The sequence below is a fragment of the Nocardiopsis sp. N85 genome, from assembly GCF_028882275.1.
In the GTDB taxonomy this organism is placed as follows: Bacteria; Actinomycetota; Actinomycetes; order Streptosporangiales; family Streptosporangiaceae; genus Nocardiopsis; species Nocardiopsis lambiniae.
The window spans coordinates 60,950-82,540 of the sequence record NZ_JARBUT010000014.1 but is presented as its reverse complement, the minus strand read 5'-3'; the positions used below and the strand labels follow the sequence as shown (position 1 = coordinate 82,540).

Genomic DNA, 21,591 nt, shown 5'->3' with positions numbered 1-21,591 from the left:
GACGATCATGTGATGTGAACCACTATTCTTGGCGTCAGCTCAACGAAGAGCCTCTAGTGAAAGGCCGACCCCATGTGCAGCCACCAGCCTCCGTGCCCGTCCTTCGAGGACACCGACCGCGAGGCGGCCCGTGTCGTCTCCAGCCATCCGGAACAGGGATGGAGTCTGCTCTGCAACGGCGTCGTCCTTTTCGACGACACCGGTGAGCTGCTGCCGGACGGCGCCGTCGTGGCACCGCACCGGCCCCGTGTCCTGGCCGCCTGACGGCGGAACCCACCGTCCCCACCGGCCCTGACCGGCCGACGACCCCGCCCGGGACCCATCGCCCCGGGCGGCGGCACGCCCGTCCGGGTCGCCCTCGGACGGCGAGGATCGTCGCGGTCGGCGGGGAAGCGGGAGACCGCCCCCGGAGCGTGCCCGGCGAACGCCCGCCCCGCCGCACGACGCCCCGCACACCCACCCGTCGCCCTCCGCCCGCGAAACGCGGCCCACGGCCGACGGCATCCCCCTGCGCGGAGTCGTCCTCGGCCGGCGGGGCACCGGCCCCGCCCCTTCTCCGCCCCCGAGACGAACGCGCCGGACGCGCCGGGCGGCGTCCACCGAACGCGCCCCGGAACGGCCGGGCCCACCCGTCTTCGGGACAGGGTCAGAGACGGTCCGGCCAGTCCTCCGCCAGTACGTCGTCCCCTCCGGTGGCCTCGGCCAACCGGCGACGCAGATCGGCGTGCAGCCCCGGCCCCCACACGAGTTCGTCGGGGGTCCGCACCGCCTGCACCAGGGCCTCCCGCAGGACCGCCGGGCGCGACTCGCCCTCCAGTGCGGGCAGCGACGCCAGCGCGTGCATCCGGGTCAGCGCCGCGAACAGCTCCGCCGCCAGCGCCGGCGCGCTGGCCGTCGCGACCGCCTCCTCCAGGTAGGCGTCCCACCAGGAGTCCTCACCCGTGGCGAACCCGCGGCGCAACCGGGCGCGCGCCTCCTCGGCGGTCTCCTCGCCGTGCCCCTCCAGCCCGGCCCGCCACACCCGGGCGGAGCCGTCGGTGTCCCCGCGCAGGGCGAGCAGCCCGGCGAGGAGTTCCACCGCCGCCCCCGCGGTGACCGGTCCGGCCTCGGCGACCCCTGCGTCGGGGTCGACGACCGCGCCGAGGTCGGCGATGGCGTGCTCAAGGTGGGCGGCGGCCCGCAGCAGACGCAGTTCCGGGTCGTCGGCGACGGACAGGCCCCGGTCTGCGGCGCTCAGGGCGGCACCCGGCGAGCCGCGACGCAGCAGCCGGCCGGTGAGGTCGCGGGCGGCCTCGACCAGGGTCTCGGCGTGCAGCCGGTCCGGAGGCGCGGACCCGACCGGCGGGGAGAGCGCCGCCTCCCAGTGCGCCTCGGCCGCGCTGGCGTCCCCGCGTTCCTCCGCCGCGCGGGCCAGTCCGTGATGGGCCAGGGCCGTGTAGCCGGGGCCCGCCCCCAGGTCGAGCAGGCGGCGCCAGATCCGTTCGGCCTCGGCCCCCTCGCCGCCCTGTTCCAGGGACAGCGCCAGGTGGTGGGCGGCACGGGGGGCGCGGCGCGGGTCGCCGGCCTCCATCGCGCGGCGGGCCGCGTCGCGGGCGGCTCCGGTATCGCCGCGGCCGTCCTCGGTCACGGCCAGGCCCAGCAGGGCGCGGGCCCGTACGGCCGCGGGCGCGTCGGCCTCGGCGGCGCGGCGATAGAGGTCGGCGGCGCGGTCCAGGTGGCCGTTGGCGACCAGGTCGCGGGCCTGGTCGCACAGTCCGGACGCCTCCTCGGCCGAGGGCGTGGGGCCGGCCGGGGCGTCGCGGGGGTCGGTGGCGCGGGGCGGCGGGTCGGCGGGGCCGGAGCGTGCGGAGGGTCCGGACGTCGTGGTCATGCTGAGCGCTTTCCGGTGGGGGTCCGCGGGGTGGGACACGCGGGTGTCGCCGCAACTCTAACGCGGGAGGGGGTCCGGGATGGGGGCTGTGGTGGTCGGTGTCGCCTCATGGGGCCCGTGTGTTCCGGTAGTGGACACACGACACACCTTTATGTCGTAGATTCACTTTATGTCCGAAATGGGGGCGTCGCCCGGTGCCGGGCGACGCCCCCCTCGGGGCCTACAGCTCGAAGGCCTCCGGCGGCGGGCAGGAGCACACCAGGTTCCGGTCACCGTAGGCCTGGTCGATGCGGCCCACCGGCGGCCAGTACTTGTCACGGCGCAGCGACGGCACCGGGTAGGCGGCGTCCGCGCGGGAGTACCCGTGCCCCCACTCGTCGGCCGTGACCTCCTCGGCGGTGTGCGGGGCGTTCTTGAGCGGGTTGTCCCGGGCGTCCCACTCCCCCGCCGCGACCTTGTCGATCTCGGCGCGGATGGCGATCATCGCCTCGATGAACCGCTCCAGTTCGGCGAGGTCCTCGCTCTCGGTCGGCTCCACCATCAGGGTGCCGGCCACCGGGAAGGACATCGTCGGAGCGTGGAAGCCGTAGTCCATCAGCCGCTTGGCGACGTCCTCGTTGCTGACGCCGCTCGCCTTCTGGAGCGGGCGGATGTCGATGATGCACTCGTGGGCCACCAGGCCGTTGGCGCCGGTGTAGAGCACCGGGTAGTACGGCTCCAGGCGCTTGGCCACGTAGTTCGCCGACAGCACGGCGACCTCGGTGGCGGTGCGCAGCCCCCGCTCGCCCATCATCCGCACGTACGCCCAGGAGATCGGCAGGATGCCCGCCGAGCCGAACGGGGCGGCCGAGACCGGGCCCACGCCCGTGTGCGGGCCCGCCTCCGGCCGGCCCGGGTGGTTGGGCAGGAAACCGGCCAGGTGGGAGCGGACCGCGACGGGGCCCACGCCCGGACCGCCGCCGCCGTGCGGGATGCAGAAGGTCTTGTGCAGGTTGAGGTGGCTGACGTCGGCCCCGAACTCACCCGGCTTGGCCCAGCCCAGCAGCGCGTTGAAGTTGGCGCCGTCGACGTAGACCTGGCCCCCGGCCTCGTGGACCAGGCGGCACACCTCGGTGATGGTGTCCTCGTACACGCCGTGCGTGGACGGGTAGGTCACCATGATCGCGGACAGCGCGTCGGCGTGCTGCGCGATCTTGGCGCGCAGGTCGTCCAGGTCGATGTTGCCGCCCTCGTCGCAGGCCACGACGGCGACGCGCATGCCGGCCATCACCGCGCTGGCGGCGTTGGTGCCGTGCGCGGAGCCGGGGATGAGGCACACGTCGCGGTGGTCCTCACCGCGCGAGCGGTGGTAGCCGCGGATGGCCAGCAGACCGGCGAACTCGCCCTGGGAACCGGCGTTGGGCTGGAGGGACACCGCGTCGTAGCCGGTGATCTCGGCCAGCCAGGCCTCCAGGTCGCGGACGATCTCGACCGAGCCGGCCGCCTGGTCCAGCGGGGCGAGCGGGTGCAGGCCCGCGAACTCCGACCAGGTGACCGCCTCCATCTCGGTGGTGGCGTTGAGCTTCATGGTGCACGAGCCCAGCGGGATCATCGTGCGGTCCAGCGCCAGGTCGCGGTCGGACAGCCTGCGCATGTAGCGCAGCAGCGAGGTCTCGCTGCGGTGGGTGTTGAACACCGGGTGGTCGAGGTAGTCCACACCGCGCGCCAGCTCGGCGGGGAAGCGCCGACGGTCCTCGTCGGCGACCGGGGCGCCCTCCTCCGGGGTCCGGCCGGACTCGCCGAACGCGTTGAGCACGGCGGCGACGTCGGCGGGGGTGGTCGTCTCGTCCAGGCTGACACCGACGGTGTGCGCGTCGACGCGCAGCAGGTTGTAGCCGGCGGCCAGGGCGTTCTCCAGCACCCGGTCGGCGCTGGGCACCCGTACGCGCAGGGTGTCGAAGAAGGACGCGTGGACGATCTCGAAGCCGCGCGCGGTCAGGGCGTCGGCCATGTCCATGGCGTGCGCGTGCACCTGCTCGGCGATCGCGCGCAGGCCGTGCGGGCCGTGGTGGACGGCGTACATCCCGGCCATGACGGCCAGCAGTACCTGGGCGGTACAGATGTTGCTGGTGGCCTTCTCGCGGCGGATGTGCTGCTCGCGGGTCTGGAGGGCCAGCCGGTAGGCGGGACGGCCGGCGGCGTCGACCGAGACGCCGACGAGGCGGCCGGGGATCTGGCGACGCAGTTTCTCGGTGACGGACATGTAGCCGGCGTGCGGGCCGCCGAAGCCGAGCGGGACGCCGAAACGCTGGGTGGAGCCCACCGCGATGTCCGCGCCCAGGTCGCCGGGGCTGCGCAGCAGGGTCAGGGCGAGGATGTCGGCGGCGACCACGGCCAGGGCGCCGCGTTCGCGGGCGGCGGCGATGAGGGCGCTCGGGTCGCGCACCACGCCGCTGGAGGCGGGGTACTGGACCAGGACGCCGAAGGCGTCGCCGTCGGGCAGCCCCTGGGACAGGTCGGCCACGACGACCTCGATGCCGAGGGGTTCGGCGCGGGTGCGCAGCACCTGGAGGGTCTGGGGGAGGACGTCGGAGTCGACGACGAAGACGTCCGCCCTGCTCTTGGAGGAGCGGCGGGCCAGGGTCATGGCCTCGGCGGCGGCGGTCGCCTCGTCCAGCAGGGACGCACCGCAGACCGGCAGGCCGGTGAGGTCGGAGACCATGGTCTGGAAGTTGATGAGGGCTTCGAGCCGGCCCTGGGAGATCTCCGGCTGATAGGGCGTGTAGGCCGTGTACCAGGCCGGGTTCTCCATGATGTTGCGCAGGATCACCGGCGGGGTGAAGGTGCCGTGGTAGCCCTGGCCGATGAGGGGGGTGACGACCTTGTTGCGGGCGGCCAGCTCGCGCAGCTCGGCGAGGGTCTCGGCCTCGCCGATGGCCTCGGGCAGGTCCAGCGGGGCGTTGCGACCGGGAGCGGTGAGGATGGTCTCGGGGACGGCGGCGGCCATGATCTCGGCGGTGGAGCCGTAGCCGACCGTCTTGAGCATCTCCTCGATGGCACCGGGCGAGGGTCCGACGTGGCGGTCGGCGAACACCCGGGCGGGCGCGCCGGGGACGTTCACGGGCTGGTCGGACACGGAGACCTCCTGGTGACAGGGCCGATACGGATCGGCGGTGTTCCTCACGGTCTCCCCCTCTGTCACCGGGCACGAGGGTGCCCAGGCTTCAGAGCGGCCTCCTTCGCGCGGTCCGTGGTGCCTGAGAGGTTACTGGGGAGTATTGCCCCGTCGGCGCCCCTGGGATCCAGGGGTCTCTCCCGCGCGGTATCGACAGCCTGCTGACGGTGTGCACTTGTAAGGACAGGGTGAATGTCGGTTTTCATCCCTGTTGTGGTTACGACCGTACTCGATTCCGCGCCCGGGAGCCGAGCCGCCCCGCGCGTTCCGCGCGCCACGTCCCCGCCCTCTTCGCGCGCACGGACACCGGATCATCACCGGGGCGGCCGGGGGAACGACGAGGGCCCGTGCGGCCGTCCCTCCGCACGGGCCCTCCACCGCCCTCTCTCGGACGGTCCCCGACGAGGCCCGCGGGCCCCACGCCCTCTTCTCTCGGACGGTCCGGGAACGACCCCGGGCCCGATCGCATCGGTGCGTTGACGCGGAAGGGCCCGTGCGGCCGTCCCTCCGCACGGACCCTTCCCCCTCTCCTCTCGGACAGGACGTATGGAGAGGTTCACGCGGCCGTCCATCCGCGCGAACCCCTCATCACTCACTCTGTCATCACCCACGGACGATCCGCGGCCGGACCGCCGTATCCGACGGCGGCGAGCCCTCGTCCGGGGGTGCTGTCGTATACGACCCCCGGGGGGCCGGTCGGTCTCGGAGGCCGGTCGGCCGTGCGCGCACGGCACCGGAGCGAGGCCGCGTCGAACCGGCGCGGCCGGGGCCGGCACGAGGGGGCCGGGATGACGGTGCGCGGGGTTCGGGCGGGATCGGGCCCCTCGGGCGGGCGCGTTCGCGTCTCGGTCGGGTGGGACGCCCGCGGCCGGGGATGTCGAGCGGGCGGAACCGCCGCGCGGGTGATCCGGAACGGTCCCCGGGGCCCGCCGTCGAGGAACCGGCCGGCCGCGGCCCCGCCGGTCGTTCTCGGCGACCTCCGCGAGTCGACGTTCCGCGCCCGTGCCGTGCGGCGCGGAACGCCGGCGGTCCGGATCCGCTCGCGCGGACCGTCACCGGCTCGCGCCGGCAGGGGTCAGCCGATACGGCGTTCCCGCCGACGCCGGGCCAGCTCGTCCATCGGGGCGGGGGTCACCGGGGGCAGGTCGCCGCGTTCCTCGTCCGGGACCACGCCCAGGGTCTCCTCCAGCTCCCGCCAGACGTTGGCCAGCGCCAGCCCGAACATGCCCTGGCCGCGCTGCATGAGGTCGACGACCTCCTCGGGGGAGGTGCACTCGTAGACGCTGACACCGTCGCTCATGAGGGTGATCCGGGCCAGTTCGGGGGCGGGGCGACCGCGCAGGTGATCGACCGCGGTACGGATCTGCTGGAGGGATATCCCGGTGTCCAGGAGCCGCTTGGCCACCTTGAGGAGGAGTATGTCGGGGAGGCTGTACAGGGGGGCGTTGTGGGCGCCGGTGCGCACGCTCGGCTCCACCAGACCGGTTCTGGCCCAGTAGTCGAGTTGGCGGTAGGTGATCCCTGCGGCCGTGCACGCCGCGGGGCCCCGATACCCGACGTCCATAGGCAGCGCCACCACGTCCTCTTCGCACAGTAGGCCCTGCTGCCCCGCTAGCCGCAGCATGGACCGCCTGTCATGGGGTTCCCGCTTGCCGCTCGCTACCGCCACGCCGACCTCCGGCTCCTCGTCCCGCGGCGGTATCGACAGGGGATGTCCACAGAGGGAACGGGTGCGCCGCGGGTTCCACTGCACCGACCGTAGGACGACCGGAGGGCAGCGTCAACGACACCCCTCGGCGCGTCGTCAAGTGCGCGCCCCCGGGTGTCTCGGTGCCGCGGCGGTCGCGCGACGCGCGCGTCCTCCGCTTTTCGGCCCCGACCACGACGATCAATTCCCCAATCCCAATCTAACACCGGAGGCAAGGGACGAAGCCGCAGGTCGCGGCCGTGTCCCGCCCAGGACTCCATCGAGATGATCCGTTCCCGGGGCGCGGCGAGAGGCGGCTCCCGCCCCGCGCGGACACCGCCCCCGCTACTCCGCTCGGCGCTCGAAATCCTCGGGCGAGATGTTGTCGAGGAATTCCCGGAAGGCCTCGACCTGATCCTCCTGCTCGTCCGGGATGGGCATCCCCGCCTCGTCGATCACGTCCTCGTGTGCGTAGATCGGCGTCCCGGTCCGCAGGGCGAGGGCGATCGAGTCCGAGGGGCGGGCACTGACCTCCGCACCGTTGCTGAACACCAGTTCGGCGTAGAAGATGCCGTCGCTCAGGCCCGTGATGTTCACCGTCGTGAGCCTGGTCCCCAGGGCGTCCAGGACGTCCCGGAAGAGGTCGTGGGTGAGCGGTCGGGCCGGAACGACGCCCTGCTGCGCCAGAGCGATCGCGGTCGCCTCCACCCCACCGATCCAGATCGTCAGGTAGCGGTCACCGTCGGACTCCTTGAGCAGGATTATCGGTTGATTCGAGGGCATCTCAACCCGGACGCCGACGAACTCCATGTGCTTCACAGCGGCTCCGTCCCACGAGTCGTCATGCCGGATGGGCGCTCGTCCCTGTATCCCCCGTTGGATCAGGACCCGAGGGCGAAATCGGCACCCTTCGATACAAAGCTGTCCGGCGGCGGGGGGCCGCAAACCTCCTCGGCCCACCCGCCGCCGTCGACCGTGTGCGCACGCGTCGTGGCGACTTCGCTCAGCGGCGCGGCTTGGTCAGCAGGACCATACGGAACTTGCCGATCTGGATCTCGTCCCCCCCACCGATCTCGGCCTCGTCGACCGGCTCACGGTTGACATAGGTGCCGTTCAGGCTGCCCACGTCACGGACCCCGAAACCATTACCGCGGCGGAAGAACTCCACGTGCCGCCGCGAGACGGTGACGTCGTCCAGGAAGATGTCGCTGTTGGGGTGGCGGCCGGCGGTGGTCACGTCGCTGTCCAGGAGGAAGCGGCTACCGGCGTTGGGGCCTCGCTTGACCACCAGGAGCGCCGTGCCCGGAGGCAGGGCGTCGACGTTGCCGGGGTCGTCACCGCCCACGTCGTCACCGGAGTCCTCCTCCTCCAAGGCCTGTATGCCGGAGATGGAGATGGTGGACGTGACGTCTCCGGCGGATTCCCCGCTCCCCGCGGGTCGTGGACCCGACTGTCCGGCCCTGCGGACAGGAGTCCCACAGTGGGAGCAGAAACGGGCATCATCCGCAACGGCGTGACCGCACTGCGTGCAGTAAACGCTCGACATAGGTCGGCTCGGCCTCCTACCGCACGGGGCGGTGCTTGATTCGGCTGATCGGTGGCACGTTCCGGCCGTCGTGCGGGCGAGGAGCCCGCACAGTGTCCGGAACGCGGCGAGGCGGTCCGCCGTCGCGGCGGCGCGTCTCGCGCGGTCGGTCGCTAGGTCTCATCCCCCATGTTGTACTCCTTGTCACCCTTGACGGGTCCGCCGTTGCGGGAAGGCCCGTGCGATAGGCGACGCGGCGCTCCAGGGAACACTCGACTTTAAACCATATCCCTGTCCGGGAAAGGTTTCGCTCCCCGGCGGCCTGCCGTGAACACACCACCACGCGACCGATGGGGTGAACGGCGGATCCGCTGCCTTGAGCACCGACTCCACCGATGGCCGACCTCGCCGAGGAGAGGCACCTGTTCTGGTACCGATGCCGCTCCGGGGGGTTTGGTTCTCGACCGCACCCCACGGATTCGCCTCGACGCCTCCGGACCGCCACGACCTGTCGTTATGTCCAGTTTAGCCAGGAGGAACGCGATCGGTGGCAGGATGGGCGACCTTTTGTTTCCTCTGTACACCGATCGGGGCGCGGACCTCGTGTCCCGCGCCCCGATCGATCATCGAGATCAGCCCTCCGCGCGTTCCACGACGGCCGCCCAATCGTCCAACAGGCGGCGCGCGGTGTCCGAGTCGGGACCTTCGGCCCAAAGATGGGTCACGGCTTCGGCGGTGTCGGGCAGGACCAACGCCCAACTGCCGTCGGATTCGATGACCCGCACCCCGTCCGTGGTGTCCAGTTCCCGGTCGCCGGCCGCCTCCACGACGGCCCGCATGACGCTGCCCTTGACCGCCCACGGGGTGGGCACCGAACGGCGCAGCAGGTGCGCCTGGGGGATCGATCCCTCGATCTGCCCCAGGGAGCGCCGGGTCCGGGCCACCAGGCCCAGCAGCCGCACGAAGGCCGCGATGCCGTCACTGGTGTGACCGAACTCGGGGATGATGAAACCGCCCCGGCCGTCACCGGCCAGGATCATCTCGTCCCCCTCGCTGCGGACCGCCTTGGTGAGCTCGCTGGTGGCCGTCGCCGTCCAGTGCACCCGGACGTCGTGCGCGGCCGCGACCCGCTCGGCGATCCGGGTGGTGGTGACGGGGAGCGCCACCCTGCCGCCGCCCCGCTCGGCGCACACCAGCTCCAGGACGACCAGCAGGGCCCGGTCCCCGTCGACCACTTCGCCCTTGTCGTCGACGATGGACAGCCGCTCGGCGACCGGGTCGAAGCGCACGCCGAAGTCGGCGCCCGAGCCCGAGACCAGTTCGCCGAGCCGTGCCAGATCCCGGTCGCGCTTGGCCGTGGTGTCGGTGGGCGAGGACTCGTCGAGCCGGTTGTTGACCGTGAGCACGTCGACGCCGACCCGTCCCAGCAGGGAGGGCAGGATGAGCGAGCCGCTGCCGCCCGCGCAGTCCACCACGACCTTCAGGTTCGCCTCGGCGACCCCGGAGGTGTCCACCGCGCGCAGCAGGTCGTGGGCGTAGCTCTCCACGTTGCGCGAGGGGAAGGTGAGCTCGCCGATCTCCCCGGGGAAGGCCCGGCGGTACTCGGCGCGGGAGAAGACCCGGTCGAGCTTGCGCTGCGCGGCCGGGGACAGGTCGGCCCCGTCGGAGTCCAGGAACAGGATGTCCACCGATTCGGGGTCCCCGGGCGTGGTGCGCACCGTGATGCCGCCGTCGACCCCGCTCTGGGACGTGTGGAAGCGGGCCACCGGCAGCGGCACGACCTCCAGGTCGCGCACCTCGACGGCGGCCGCCGTCAGGGCGCTGATGATCGCCCGTTTGAGCGTGCGGGCCGCGCGCGAGACGTCGCGCGCGGTCGTGACGGTCGCGCCCTTCTTGAGCGTGGTGGCGTAGGCGTTGGCCAGCCGCACCGCCAGCTCGGGGGTGATCTCCACGTTGATCAGCCCCGAGACGCCGCGCGGCCCGAACAGCGACCGCTGCCCGCGCGACTCCCAGATGACGTTGGTGCTGACGACCGCGCCGGCCTCGATGGTCTTGAACGGGTAGACCTTGACGTCGTTGTTGAGATAGGCCTCGGACTCGATGACGCAGTCCTCGCCGACGACCGCGCCCTCCTCGACCCGGGCCCCCGACATGATGTCGGTGTTCTTGCCGATGACCGCGCCGCGCAGGTTGGCCCCGCGACCGATGAAGACGTTGTCGTGCAGCACGGTGCGGTGCGCGAAGGCCTCGGAGCGCACCACGGCGTTGCTGCCCAGCACGGTGAACTCGCGCAGTTCGGCGCCGGCCTCGACCTTGGCGTAGTCGCCGATGTAGAGGGGGCCCTTGAGGACGGCCTCGGATGAGACCTGGGCGCCCTCGCCCACCCACACGCCCGGGGAGACCTCGAAGCCGTCGATCTCCACGTCGACCTTGCCGGACAGGACGTCGGCCTGGGCGCTGAGGTAGCTCTCGTGGGTGCCCACGTCCTCCCAGTAGCCCTCGGCGATGTACCCGTAGAGGGGTTCGCCGTCCTGGAGGAGTTCGGGGAAGACGTCGCCGGACCAGTCGACGACCTCGCCGGCCGCGACCCGCTCCAGGACGTCCGGCTCCATGATGTAGATGCCGGTGTTGACGGTGTCGGAGAAGACCTGGCCCCAGGTGGGCTTCTCCAGGAAGCGCTGGATGCGCCCCTCGTCGTCGACGATGATGATGCCGAACTCCAACGGGTTGGGGACCCGCTTGAGGGCGATGGTGACCTTGGCGCCCTTCTCCCGGTGGAAGCGCACCATGTCGGTGAGGTCGATGTCGGTGAGCGCGTCGCCGGAGATGACGATGAACGGCTCGCCGCGCAGGTGCTCCTCGGCGTTCTTGACGCTGCCGGCGGTACCGAGCGGGACCTCCTCGGCGACGTAGTGGAGCTTCATGCCGAGCTCTTCGCCGTCGCCGAAGTAATTGCGGATCAGGGTGGCCAGGAACTGGACGGTGACCACCGTCTCGGTGAAACCGTGTTTGCGCAGCAGGAGCAGCACGTGCTCCATGATGGGTTTGTTGACCACCGGGAGCAGCGGTTTGGGCTGATTGGCGGTCATGGGACGCAGGCGGGTGCCCTCGCCCCCGGCCATCACGACGGCCTTCATGTTCGGTGAGGGCGTCGTGGAGGCCTCGTCGTGGGTGGTCATCGTCGGCACCTCCGGCCGAGCGTGGGCGCGGAGGGTACCGCGAGGGGACGGTGTTCGGAGCGCGCGGCAGATCGCGCGGTGGGACATGTTCTCATTACGGAGACGACACTCCCTTTCGTTCCGACAGGACTCGCGGTGAGCCGGCCCGTCGGTGGCTCAGGGGCCGGTGGTACGCCCCTGATCCCGGCCCGGAAGGCCGAGACCGTCGGTGACCGCGTCGGTGTCACCGCCGTCGGTCCCCCGTGTGGCTGGATCGGGTCGACCCTGGCCGAGACCGCGATCGGGGTCGCCGTCATCGACGGCCCGGTCACGACCGTCGGTGTGATCGGCGCGTTCGTCGCGGCGGGTCTGGGCGATCAGGCGCAGTCCCTGTACGGCGTAGAGCAATCCGGCCCACCAATAAAGAGCCGTTCCCCACAGAGCGAAGGCCCAACCCATGATCTTGGCCACATCTCCGAGGATGTTGGCGTAACCCGCGATGAACAGCAGCGGAAAGGCGTAGAGAAGGCACAGGGTGGCGGCCTTGCCCGCGAAGTTGACCGGGAGGGGGCCGTAGCCGAAATACCGCAGCAGGGGCAGCGCGCCGAGGATGAGGACGTCGCGCAGGACGAGGATGGCCATCAGCCACCAGGGCACGATGTCGCGCACGACCAGGCCCAGCAGGGCGGCGAAGATGTAGAGCCGGTCGGCGAGCGGGTCCAGCACCGCGCCCAGCCGCGAGGCCTGGTTCCAGGCTCGGGCGATCTTGCCGTCGAGCCAGTCGCTGATCCCCGCGAAGGCGAGCACGAGCAGCGCCCACCAGTCGGCCTGTGGCACCAGGACCAGCCACAGGAAGAACGGAACGCCCAATAGGCGGAGCATGCTCAGCAGATTGGGAACCGTCCAGATGCGGTCACTGACCGCCGGACTGGCCACATCGCCCCCCGCATCGAGTCTGCCGTCTTGCGCGGATCGCCCCATGCCGCCAACGATAACGGTCGGACGCGTCGTTTCCCGCCACCGCGGAGCCCTTCTCTTCCTCGTGGCCCGGTGGGCGGTCGATCGCCCATGGTACCCCGTGCCACCTGTCGGAAATCTCCCGATATGACGGGTTCAGTCGGACCGATCCATCACATCGAACGAAGGAGGGGCCGCCGCGGTTCCCGGCGGGCTCACCCCGGGAGGTGGGCGGCGAGCGCGCGCAGCCCGGACGGACCGGTGGGCTCCCGATCCACCAGGGGGACCTCGGCGACGCCCACGTGGGCGAAGCGCCGCCGGATCTCGGCCAGGACCGCGGTCCCGTCGGGGCCGACCGCGCCCGGGGGCGGGATCTGGTTGACGATCACGGTGTCGAGGGGGAAGCCCGCCTCGGTGAGGGAATCCAGCGCCCGTGCGGTCTCGGCCAGGACCATGCGGCGCGGCACCGTCACCAGGCCCACCCGGCTGGCGGAGCGCAATCGAGCGGCGGCCCCCTCCAGGCGATGGCGGCGTTCGTGCAACCGGGCCAGCAGCGGGTCCTCCTCCGGCTCGGCCACCACGGCGTCGGCGAACGCCTCGGCCTTGCGGGCGCGCTCGCGTCGGCGGGTCAACCCCGTCACCCAGGGGGTGAGGAGGGTCGGCAGCGCCAGCAGGCGCAGCAGGTGCCCGGTGGGCGCGCTGTCCACGACCAGCCGGTCCCACCGGTCGCCGACCTCTTCCATCCGTTCCATGAGCAGGTCGGCCAGGGCCGACTCCGCCATCCCCGGGGCGGCCCCGGCGTGGTCGAGGTGGCGGCGGACGGCGGGCATGATCTCGGCCGGGAGGGCGCGTTCGGCGTCCCTGACGACCTGGGCGATCCTGCGGTGCACGGCGGTGTCGGCGTCGGGTTCGGCGGCCCACAGGCCGGGGGCGACCCGGACGGGACGGTCGCCCAACGGATGTTCGAGGACGTCGCCCAGGGAGTGGGCGGGGTCGGTGGACATGAGCAGGACCCGGTGTCCCGCGTCGGCCAGGGCCAGGGCCCGGGCGGCGGCCACCGTGGTCTTGCCGACGCCGCCCTTGCCTCCGACGAAGAGGATCGGGGCGGCGTGGGCGGTGGGGGTGTTCAGCAGCAGCCTCCCGGGGCTCCGAAGTCGTCCCGGCCCATTCTCAGGTGCCACTCGTGCAGGTCGGCGACCATGTACGGGAGCAGGTCCAGGGTCTCGTAGGCGACGGGGTTGTCCACGCCCAGGCTCTCCAGCATGAGCAGGGCGCGCAGGGTGTCCTGCTGGGTGCGGGCCAGGCGGTGGCGTTCGTGCCCCCAGCGCGCGTCGAAGACCTGCTGGTGGAAGTCCTCGACGCGGCGCCAGGCGGCGACGGCGCGATGCCAGGCCCTCCCGAGGGAGGACCCGGCATCGTCACGGTGTTCGGTCATGGCCGGCGGCTCAGGCCCTGTCGTCCGGGCCGGCGGCGCCCTCGGCGGCCGTCTCGGGCTCGGCGGCGTCCTCGTCGACGGGCGCGGTGCCCTCGCGGCGGGCGGCGAAGGCCTTGCGCAGGGCGATGGCCGCCTCGATCGTCATCCACACGGCGAGGCCGAAGATGATCGCGTCCAGGGGGGCCAGGAGGTACCGCTGGAGGGAGTCCTCCGATGCCAGGAACCCGAGGAGCTGCACGACCAGTGCCCACGAGGTCATCACGACCAGGAAGGCCAGGGGCACCAGCACGGCGATCGGGTTGCGACCGCGCTTGGTGACCCAGACCGCGATGACGGCCAGCGCCAGCCCTGCGGTGAGCTGGTTGGTGGTGCCGAACAGCTGCCACAGGGTGCCGGCCGCGAAGTTGCCGGGGATGAGGGCGAGACCGAAGGGCACCAGGACCGCGATCAGCGTGGCCACGGTGATGTTGCGGGCCAGGAAGGAGAAGGTCTTCTCCAGGGCGCCGCCCTCGGTCGCCCGGTCCCGGACGATGACGCTGATCTCCTGGATGGTGTAGCGCTGGAGCCGGACGGCGGTGTCGAGGCTGGTGGCGGCGAAGCTGACCACGACCAGGGTCGCGAAGACCAGGCCGATGCCCTCGGGGACGCCGACGTTGGAGGCGAACCCGGCGACGCCCTGGACGAAGCGACCGGCCGGGTTGGTGCCGGCGGCGGCCCAGTCGACGTAGATGTCGGACCAGTTCCCGCCCTGGTTGGCGCTGTAGATCATGATGCCCGCGGTGCAGGCCAGGATGGAGCAGACCGCCAGTGTGCCCTCACCGAGCGAGCTGAGATAACCGACGTAACGGGCGTCGGTCTCCTTGTCCAGCTGCTTGGAGGTGGTACCCGAGGCGACGAGGCTGTGGAAACCGGAGACCGCGCCGCAGGCGATGGTGATGAACAGCAGCGGGAAGATCGCCGGGGACCCCTCGGGCAGGTCGCCGCGCAGGACGGGGGCCTCGATGGTGTTCATGCCGACGACGATGCCCGCGACGATGACGACGAGCGCCAGCACCATCTGCTGCTGGTTGATGTAGTCACGCGGCTGGAGGAGCATCCACACCGGCAGGCGCGAGGTGAAGAAGGTGTAGGTGAAGATCAGCACCAGCCACACCAGGGAGACGTCCACGCCCAAAGCGCCGGCGATCGGGTCGACGGTGATGGGCATCATCTGGCCGAGCGGGATGCAGGCGTAGACCACGATCAGGGAGATGACCGAGGGCACCAGGGCCGCGGTCCGGCGGCGGTAGACGACCTGTCCGACACCGATCGCCAGGGGGATCGTGACCAGGACCGGCAGGACCGCCTGGGGGTTGGCGACGAACAGCCCGGCGATGATGACCGCGAACACCGCGTTGACCATCGTGACCAGGAAGAAGATGATCAGCAGGAACAGGATCCGGGCCCGGCCGCTGATCACGTCACCGGCCAGCGCGCCGATGCTCTTGGCCCTGTGCCGGACCGAGACGACGATGGCACCGAAGTCGTGGGCCCCGGAGGCGAAGATCGTGCCGAGCACCACCCACACCAGGGCGGGACCCCACCCCCAGAAGACGGCGATGGCCGGGCCGACGATCGGAGCGGCACCGGCCACCGAGATGAAGTGGTGGGCGAAGACGATGTGCTTGTTGGTGGGGACGAAGTCGACCCCGTCCTTGTAGGCGTGTGCCGGGGTCAGGAACGCCGGATCGAGGGCGTAGACCTTCTTCGCGAGGTAGTTGGAGTAGAAGCGGTAGCCGAGCGCGAACAGCGCCAACGCCCCTAGTAGGACGGCCACAGCGGACATGGGGGGGGTTTCCTCCCTCTAGTGCACCCGCGTACTCGGCGGGGTGCATTTACCCGGGGGTGAGAGTACAGTCCCGAGAAATTAACATGAGTCCCACGTCACACCAAAGGAAGTATCGTGCACGATCCGGCCACGACTTGGCGCCGCTCCCCCATCGGCGAACTGTGCTGGTCGGGTGGATCGGGCCCGCACGCGATCCCGGTGGTCCCCTTGGTCGAGGACGTGCCCTGCATCGCGCTGCCGTTGGCCCATCTGCCCCTGATCGCCTCCCTGGGCCGATGGGCCGCCTTCTGTGTGAGCGCTCCCCCCGCCGAGGGGGAGCCGACCATGGCCGCCATCGGCCGCGTCGAGGTGTCCCTCGATCCCCGTGGGGAGGCCTTCGCCGACCTGGTCGAGCAGGAGGTCCACAAACACCCGCCCACCCGGTTGCGGGTGGGCAGCCTCATGGCGCGCCGGGAGAACTGGTGGTGGATGGGCCGGGCCATCGTGCGCCTGGTGGACGTGGACCGGGTGGTCGGGCTGCCCCCGCGCGACCGCCCCGAGGACGCGCTGCTGGTGCGCGGACGCGACGGTGACCTCCGGGTGGAGGTGGTCACCTCCCCCGCGTGGCCGACCGAACCCGGTTCCCTCGTGGAGCTGTGGGGGCGCAACGGCGACGATCCCTCCGGTTCCGGCGAACCGGCCCTGGTCATGGGGCACCAGTCCAGCCCCGACTTCGAGCGGTGGGAGCGGTGGACCCGTCGTGGAGAGCTCACCGGGCAGTCGCTGACGCTCACCGAGGCGGACGGGGACCCCGATCCCGACCCCCGCCCGTTCGGTCTCCTGGAACGGTGGAACAACCATCACCGGGTGCGACGCGCCTGCGTGGCGGGAGTGGCCGAGGCGGAGCGGCGTCTGCGAGGCTGAGGAGGGCACCGCCGTATCGACCAGGGAGATCACCATGCTCGTCGCCTTCTCCGTCAGCCCTCAGGGCACAGGCGAATCCGTCGCGCCGGCCGTCGCGAAGGCCGTCAAGGTCGTGCGCGACAGCGGACTGCCCCATCGCACCGACGCCATGTTCACCACGATCGAGGGAGAGTGGGACGAGGTCATGGCCGTCGTGAAGGCGGCCACGGAGGCCGCCGGCGAAGGGGCCGGCCGCGTCTCCCTGGTGCTCAAGGCCGACATCCGGCCGGGGGTCACCGGGGCCCTGGACGGCAAGGTCGAGGCGGTCGAACGGGAACTGGACCGCCTCTGAACCGACCGGCGGGCCCCGGTCCGGGGCCCGTCGGGCTCACTCCTCGTCCAGGATCATCTCGGCCGCGCGACGCCCCGACAGCAGGGCACCGTGCACCGTCGCGATGTGCTCGATCTCGGTGGCCTCCCCCGCGAAGAACACCCGCTCGTCCACCGACGCGCGCAGCGCCACCCGGTCCCCGTCGTCGGAGCCGACCGCGGTGAAGGAGAAGGCGCCCCGGGCGAAGGGGTCGCCCGTCCAGTCGGTGAGGTGGTGGTCGATCGGGTCGGGGGCCTTGCGGAACATGGTGCGCAGCGACGCCATGGCGTGCGCGACCACCTCCTCCTCCCCCATCCCGGCCAGGAAACGGGCCGCGTTGCCGCCGTTGCGGCACACCAGCACCGGCACGTCGAGCACGCGCTGACCGGCGTACCAATGGAACCAGGTGCCCTGTTCGGTGCCCAGGTGCACGAGGACCTCGGCATCGCCCCAGAACACCTCGTCGAAGCGCAGGAACAGCTTCTCCAGGCGACCGCTGCCCAGGCGCTCGATCGCGCGCCGCTTGTCCTCCGGCAGCTCGGGGTGGAAGGCGACCCGCCCGTCCTTCAGGACGCCCAACGGGAGGGTGACGACGACACGGTCGGCGGTGAGGGTCTCCTCCCCTCCCGGGGCGTCCACCCGTACCGAGACGCCGTCCCGGTCGTGGGAGACCGCCCGCACCACGTGCCCCAGGCGCACGTCCAGCCCTCGGGCCAGGTGGTCGGTGATCCGCCCCATGCCGTCGGGGAAGACCACGTCGTCGCCGCTGAACTCGTGCAGCGCGCCCACGGCCTCGAAGGAGACCTCCTCGGCGTCGGCGCCGTGATCGCTCTCGACCATGCGGTGCACGATCTCCTTGGCGTCGCGGGCGCGGCCGCGCACCAGGTTCGCGTCGTAGAGGGCCTGGTCGATGCCGTGCTCCATGGACTCCTGCGCGCCCGCGCCGATGTTGTCCCAGTACATGTGCTCGTGCAGGAGGTTGACGTCCTCCATGTTGCGGCGGTGCCGGTCGAAGAGCAGCCGTCGGCCCTTGGGGTCGTAGGCGGTCTCGGTGGAGCGGTTGAACACGGCGGTGCGCAGGCCCATGTCGCGGATCAGTTCGGCCAGGGGGTTGCCCTCCTCCCCGCGCATCCAGGAGGCGCCCGCGTCGAGCGTGACGCCGTCCCACGCCCGGACCGAGTGGACACGTCCGCCGGTGCGGTCCCGCCCCTCCAGGACGGTGACGCGCTCACCGGCCCGGGCCAGGCGGTCGGCGGCGACGAGTCCGGCCATGCCCGCCCCGATGACGATGGTGTGTCCGCGTCCGGGAGCGGCCTCGCGACCGCGGGGCTCGGGGTCGGGGCGTTCCCCGGCCCCGTTCGGCTCCTCGGTGACCTCCGCGCCGACGTCCTCCTGGTCAGCCATGGCACTCCCCTCCATGTCGGTGACCGACAGTGCGACTGTATGTGCCCGGCGTGTCCGTGGCGGGGAGGACACCCCGGGACACGAGAGGACGGAGCGGTCGGAACGGAACCGGGATCGCTCACTTCCAGTAACGATCGGCGATCTTATGGTTACACTCCGGATGTCCTCCTCCCGTCTTCCGAGAGGTTTCCCGTGCGTGTCATCGCCACCACCGTCGCTTCGGCGCTCGTCCTCGTGTGCGCCACCGGCGCATCGGTGTACGCCGCTCCGCCGACCGGCCCGCCGGTGGAGACCGCTCTGGCCCCGGTCGTCGAGCTGTCGGCGGACCGGCTGGCCACCGCGGAGCTGATGGCGGCCGCCAAATGGCACAGCGGCGACCCGGTCGAGGCGCCCGAACGCGAGGAGACGGTGCTGGCCCAGGCCGAGCGATCGGCCCTCGACCTGGACGGCGACCCCGCGGCCGCGCTGACGGTCATGCGCGACCAGATCGAGGCCAACAAGGTGATCCAACGGGGCAGGCACGCCCAGTGGTACGCCCATCCCGAACAGAGCCCCGAGGGGGCGCCGGACCCGACGGGGGTGCGCGCCGAACTGGACCGGATCACCCCGGCCCTGGTGGGAGCGCTGACCGAGGCCGGGGCCGGGTTGTCGGCTCCCGACTGCGAGGCGGGACTGGACCGCAACGTCCGCCGGGTGGCGGCCGAACGCGGCCTGGACCGTCGCGGGCGCGCGGCGTTGAGGATGGCCCTGTCCTCGGTGTGCTCCTGACCGCCCACGGCCGTCCGGCCGCGGAGACCTCCGGCGCGGGCCCCTCCGGGAGCCGGTCCCGCGCGGGCACGCGGTGCGGGCCGTCCTCGACACGGGCGCCCGACCGCGAGTCGTCGCCGACCGGGCGGGTGTCGCGGCACCCCTGGTACAGGTCGTCGGTGGTGAGGGACGCGAAGGCGCGCGGGAGAGCGACCCTCGTCCCGCACCGGAGACGTCGCTCCGTATCGGGGCGGCGCATCCGCGCAGGCGAAGGCGCCCGACCGGCGGGATCCGGACGGGCGCCTTCGGGGTCGTCACCGATCCTTCGGGTCCTCTTCGTCGTCCTCGAACTCGACCCGCTCGGAACGGCGCTCGCCCGCGACGTGCTCCTCGTGGGTCACCTCGCGCTTGCGCACGTGGATCTCCTCGACCGGTACCTGGTGCTTGGTGACCACCGGGCGCTCCTCGTAGAGGGTGAAGGTCTCCTCCCCCTCCTCCATCGGGCGGTCACCCGTGACCTGGTCGGGGTCGGTGATCGGCCGGCGCTCGACCTCCAACTCCTCGTGGCCCACCGGGACGGTCGTGTCGAAGTGCTCCTTGTCGACGTGGCGGCGCATCCGCGCCTGCCCCGCCTCACGGCGCTCGACACCGATGTCGACCCGCTCCTCGGAACGGACGACGACCTCCTCGTCCTCGGCGTCCGCACGCGGGTCGGGCATGCCGGCCATACCCGGCTTGCCCTGCTCGCCCGGCCCACCCGGCGCACCGGCCGTGTCCGGCGCACCTGCCTGCGGGGAGCGCTGCGCGGGCATCCCGTGCGCGGAGTAGTACTCAAGGACCTCGCGCTCCTCCTCCGGGGAGATGTGGTCCTTGGCGTCGATGTTGGGAGCGTCCTTGACGGTGGACTTGTCGTAGGGGACCTGGATGTCCTCCTGGACCGGGCGGGCCCCCTGCAAGGGGACCAGTGTCTCCCGCATGCCGAACATGCCGGTGTTGACGGAGGCCCAGGTCGCGTCACCGGTGCGGTCGTCCAGGTAGACCCGGGAGACCTTGCCGATGGAGTTGCCCTCTTCGTCCAGCACGTGGTGCCCCACGAGTTCCTCTGCGCGGTGGTGTGCCATGTTCCTCACCCCTTCACCCGGCCGGCGGGCCGGTTACCCGCCGCGCACTTCGCCTGGCCTACCCACATTGATCAGGGGGAAGAGGGTTTTCAGTGGGACCGACCGAGAATTGGGGAGAGCTTGGCCGTGGTTGACGGGGACCGGAACAGCCCTTGGCGGGGAGCATGCGTTCGGAGCCGTGGACCGGGGCGGGCCGTGTGCGATCGGCCCGCCCCGGAAAGGCGTCAGCAGCTGTTGTCGCGGCTGTTCACCCAGGTGATGTCGCGGACGACCGTGCCGACGGCGCACGGGTTCTCGTTGAGGGCGGTGTCGACCAGGCGCAGGTTCCGGAAGGTCACCCCGGAGGTGTTGGCGAATTCGCTCCGGGCGGCGATCCGGATGTCGCCCGGCCCGGCGATGGTCCCGCCCTGCTCGGCGATGGTGACGTTGTGGCAGTTCTCCACCAGGACGGCGTTGCTCCCCGTCTGCGCGATGTCGACGCGTTCGATGACCAGGCCGCCGCTCTCCGAGACGCAGAAGATCCCCCGGCCGCCGCCGCGGGCGCGGATCTCGCCGACCCGGATGTTGACGGGGTACCCGTTGCCGACGCGGCCGTTGCGGTTGGCCGTGCGGAAGGCGGCGTACCCGGTTCCGGTCCCGGCGCCCACGGCGTCGACCAGGCCGACCGTGGCGTTGACGGTGTCGTTGAGCAGCAGGCCCGAGTAGCCGGTGTCGCGCGCGGTGACCGTGCCGATGGTCAGCCCGTCGACGCCGTAGGTCTCCACACCGTGGTTGTTCGTTCCGGAGACGTACACGTCGTCGATGCGGATGTTCCGGGCCTCGCGGACCGCGTCGTTGTCGCGGCTGTCGATGCGCATGCCCAGACCGCCCGACAGGCGCAGGTCGATCCGGCCGAAGTGGACGTCGCGCGAGGTCCGCACCCACACGCCGAAGTACGGGTTGCCGGTCAGGGACAGATGGGGAACGGCGACGTCGACGGCGTGGCGGATCCGGATCGCCGCGTTGTTCCCGGTGGGCGTCCCGGTGACGTTGATGGTGCCGCAGACCTCCAGGGAGGTGTGGCTGGGCAGGTCCAGGGAGGTGTTGGCGGGCATGGAGCCGGAGGCCCGCACCACGACCCGTTCCCGGGAGGTGCGGCCCGGACTGAGCCCGTTGACCGCCGCGCGCATGGCCGCGAGCATGTCGCCGCCCCGGTAGAGGGTGCTGCCGCCGGCGCGGGCGGTGTAGGTGGAGCCGTTCTGGGTGACCTCGGTGTCGAAGCCGCCGTCACCGCAGGCGGCGAAGGTCTCCGCGGGGGCGGCCTCCTCGACGGCGGTGAGGGCGACCGGATCGGGGTCCGGTGCGGTGAGGGTCGCGGCGCCGAAGGCCAGCGCGGCCGCGACGGCGACGCCGAGCAGGGCGCGGCGGCGGGTCCGGGGGGTAGGGGATCTCATCGGGTTGCCTTCCTTCATCG

General features: G+C 71.8%; 17 protein-coding genes and 1 riboswitch. Of the genes, 4 read left to right on the top strand and 13 right to left on the bottom strand.

Translation table 11 applies throughout. The annotated features are described in order from the left end of the window. Window positions 1–72 precede the first annotated feature (72 nt). The gene (locus tag PWG71_RS19500; protein ID WP_274811328.1) at window positions 73–264 is read left to right on the top strand and encodes a DUF5999 family protein; all 192 of its coding nucleotides are present in this window, start codon (window positions 73–75) and stop codon (window positions 262–264) included. 382 nt (window positions 265–646) lie between these two features. On the opposite strand, the gene PWG71_RS19495 is transcribed toward PWG71_RS19500, so the two are convergent. The 10 genes from PWG71_RS19495 to PWG71_RS19450 all read right to left on the bottom strand — a co-directional run bounded on the left by PWG71_RS19495 (window position 647) and on the right by PWG71_RS19450 (window position 15,611). Beyond that, the gene (locus PWG71_RS19495; RefSeq protein ID WP_274811327.1) at window positions 647–1,870 is read right to left on the bottom strand and encodes a tetratricopeptide repeat protein; all 1,224 of its coding nucleotides are present in this window, start codon (window positions 1,868–1,870) and stop codon (window positions 647–649) included. Window positions 1,871–2,090: 220 nt separating this feature from the next. Continuing rightward, window positions 2,091–4,985 carry an aminomethyl-transferring glycine dehydrogenase gene (gene gcvP / locus PWG71_RS19490; RefSeq protein ID WP_274811326.1) on the bottom strand — a complete coding sequence of 965 codons (2,895 nt, stop codon included), beginning with the start codon at window positions 4,983–4,985 and terminating at the stop codon, window positions 2,091–2,093. A gap of 98 nt (window positions 4,986–5,083) precedes the next feature. Continuing rightward, window positions 5,084–5,177: riboswitch (glycine riboswitch) on the bottom strand. A gap of 922 nt (window positions 5,178–6,099) precedes the next feature. Then, window positions 6,100–6,588: a MerR family transcriptional regulator gene (locus PWG71_RS19485; RefSeq protein WP_274811407.1), complete on the bottom strand. Its 489-nt coding sequence runs from the start codon at window positions 6,586–6,588 to the stop codon at window positions 6,100–6,102. Between the two features lie 468 nt (window positions 6,589–7,056). Continuing rightward, entirely contained in the window at window positions 7,057–7,530 is a 474-nt protein-coding gene (locus tag PWG71_RS19480) for a bifunctional nuclease family protein (protein ID WP_274811325.1), read from the bottom strand. Window positions 7,531–7,714: 184 nt separating this feature from the next. Then, window positions 7,715–8,257: an FHA domain-containing protein gene (locus tag PWG71_RS19475; RefSeq protein WP_274811324.1), complete on the bottom strand. Its 543-nt coding sequence runs from the start codon at window positions 8,255–8,257 to the stop codon at window positions 7,715–7,717. Window positions 8,258–8,868: 611 nt separating this feature from the next. After that, window positions 8,869–11,373, bottom strand: coding sequence for a mannose-1-phosphate guanyltransferase (locus tag PWG71_RS19470; RefSeq protein WP_274811406.1), 2,505 nt, complete (start codon window positions 11,371–11,373; stop codon window positions 8,869–8,871). A gap of 198 nt (window positions 11,374–11,571) precedes the next feature. Then, entirely contained in the window at window positions 11,572–12,330 is a 759-nt protein-coding gene (locus PWG71_RS19465) for a CDP-alcohol phosphatidyltransferase family protein (protein WP_274811405.1), read from the bottom strand. A gap of 236 nt (window positions 12,331–12,566) precedes the next feature. Beyond that, window positions 12,567–13,487: an ArsA family ATPase gene (locus PWG71_RS19460; protein ID WP_274811404.1), complete on the bottom strand. Its 921-nt coding sequence runs from the start codon at window positions 13,485–13,487 to the stop codon at window positions 12,567–12,569. Then, on the bottom strand, window positions 13,478–13,786 hold the full coding sequence (locus tag PWG71_RS19455; RefSeq protein WP_274811323.1) for a cory-CC-star protein: 309 nt from the start codon (window positions 13,784–13,786) through the stop codon (window positions 13,478–13,480). The genes PWG71_RS19460 and PWG71_RS19455 overlap by 10 nt, the downstream gene beginning before the upstream one ends. A 10-nt stretch (window positions 13,787–13,796) precedes the next feature. Next, window positions 13,797–15,611 carry a carbon starvation CstA family protein gene (locus PWG71_RS19450; protein ID WP_274811321.1) on the bottom strand — a complete coding sequence of 605 codons (1,815 nt, stop codon included), beginning with the start codon at window positions 15,609–15,611 and terminating at the stop codon, window positions 13,797–13,799. A gap of 117 nt (window positions 15,612–15,728) precedes the next feature. On the opposite strand from PWG71_RS19450, the gene PWG71_RS19445 reads away from it, so the two are divergent. Further along, a complete protein-coding gene (locus tag PWG71_RS19445; RefSeq protein WP_274811320.1) occupies window positions 15,729–16,517 on the top strand; it encodes a hypothetical protein in 789 nt (262 codons plus the stop codon). A gap of 34 nt (window positions 16,518–16,551) precedes the next feature. Then, a complete protein-coding gene (locus tag PWG71_RS19440; protein ID WP_274811318.1) occupies window positions 16,552–16,848 on the top strand; it encodes an MTH1187 family thiamine-binding protein in 297 nt (98 codons plus the stop codon). 36 nt (window positions 16,849–16,884) lie between these two features. On the opposite strand, the gene PWG71_RS19435 is transcribed toward PWG71_RS19440, so the two are convergent. Next, window positions 16,885–18,270 (bottom strand): flavin monoamine oxidase family protein, encoded by a 1,386-nt coding sequence (locus tag PWG71_RS19435; protein WP_274811317.1) that lies wholly within the window; start codon window positions 18,268–18,270, stop codon window positions 16,885–16,887. Window positions 18,271–18,462: 192 nt separating this feature from the next. Here PWG71_RS19435 and PWG71_RS19430 point away from each other — a divergent pair, with 192 nt between their 5' ends. Continuing rightward, window positions 18,463–19,038 carry a chorismate mutase gene (locus tag PWG71_RS19430; RefSeq protein WP_274811315.1) on the top strand — a complete coding sequence of 192 codons (576 nt, stop codon included), beginning with the start codon at window positions 18,463–18,465 and terminating at the stop codon, window positions 19,036–19,038. A gap of 293 nt (window positions 19,039–19,331) precedes the next feature. On the opposite strand, the gene PWG71_RS19425 is transcribed toward PWG71_RS19430, so the two are convergent. Continuing rightward, window positions 19,332–20,138 (bottom strand): PRC and DUF2382 domain-containing protein, encoded by an 807-nt coding sequence (locus PWG71_RS19425; protein WP_274811313.1) that lies wholly within the window; start codon window positions 20,136–20,138, stop codon window positions 19,332–19,334. A 224-nt stretch (window positions 20,139–20,362) separates the two neighbouring features. Further along, window positions 20,363–21,571, bottom strand: a complete 1,209-nt coding sequence (locus tag PWG71_RS19420; protein WP_274811311.1) for a right-handed parallel beta-helix repeat-containing protein — start codon at window positions 21,569–21,571, stop codon at window positions 20,363–20,365. Window positions 21,572–21,591 lie beyond the last annotated feature (20 nt).

What these genes read in the sequence shown, in the direction of transcription:
- PWG71_RS19495 (WP_274811327.1), bottom strand. Translation starts at nt 1,870, where the DNA reads ATGACCACGACGTCCGGACCCTCCGCACGCTCCGGCCCCGCCGACCCG.
- PWG71_RS19475 (WP_274811324.1), bottom strand. Translation starts at nt 8,257, where the DNA reads ATGTCGAGCGTTTACTGCACGCAGTGCGGTCACGCCGTTGCGGATGAT.
- PWG71_RS19420 (WP_274811311.1), bottom strand. Translation starts at nt 21,571, where the DNA reads ATGAGATCCCCTACCCCCCGGACCCGCCGCCGCGCCCTGCTCGGCGTC.
- PWG71_RS19435 (WP_274811317.1), bottom strand. Translation starts at nt 18,270, where the DNA reads ATGGCTGACCAGGAGGACGTCGGCGCGGAGGTCACCGAGGAGCCGAAC.
- PWG71_RS19485 (WP_274811407.1), bottom strand. Translation starts at nt 6,588, where the DNA reads ATGGACGTCGGGTATCGGGGCCCCGCGGCGTGCACGGCCGCAGGGATC.
- PWG71_RS19440 (WP_274811318.1), top strand. Translation starts at nt 16,552, where the DNA reads ATGCTCGTCGCCTTCTCCGTCAGCCCTCAGGGCACAGGCGAATCCGTC.
- PWG71_RS19500 (WP_274811328.1), top strand. Translation starts at nt 73, where the DNA reads ATGTGCAGCCACCAGCCTCCGTGCCCGTCCTTCGAGGACACCGACCGC.
- PWG71_RS19455 (WP_274811323.1), bottom strand. Translation starts at nt 13,786, where the DNA reads ATGACCGAACACCGTGACGATGCCGGGTCCTCCCTCGGGAGGGCCTGG.
- PWG71_RS19425 (WP_274811313.1), bottom strand. Translation starts at nt 20,138, where the DNA reads ATGGCACACCACCGCGCAGAGGAACTCGTGGGGCACCACGTGCTGGAC.
- PWG71_RS19470 (WP_274811406.1), bottom strand. Translation starts at nt 11,373, where the DNA reads ATGAAGGCCGTCGTGATGGCCGGGGGCGAGGGCACCCGCCTGCGTCCC.
- PWG71_RS19450 (WP_274811321.1), bottom strand. Translation starts at nt 15,611, where the DNA reads ATGTCCGCTGTGGCCGTCCTACTAGGGGCGTTGGCGCTGTTCGCGCTC.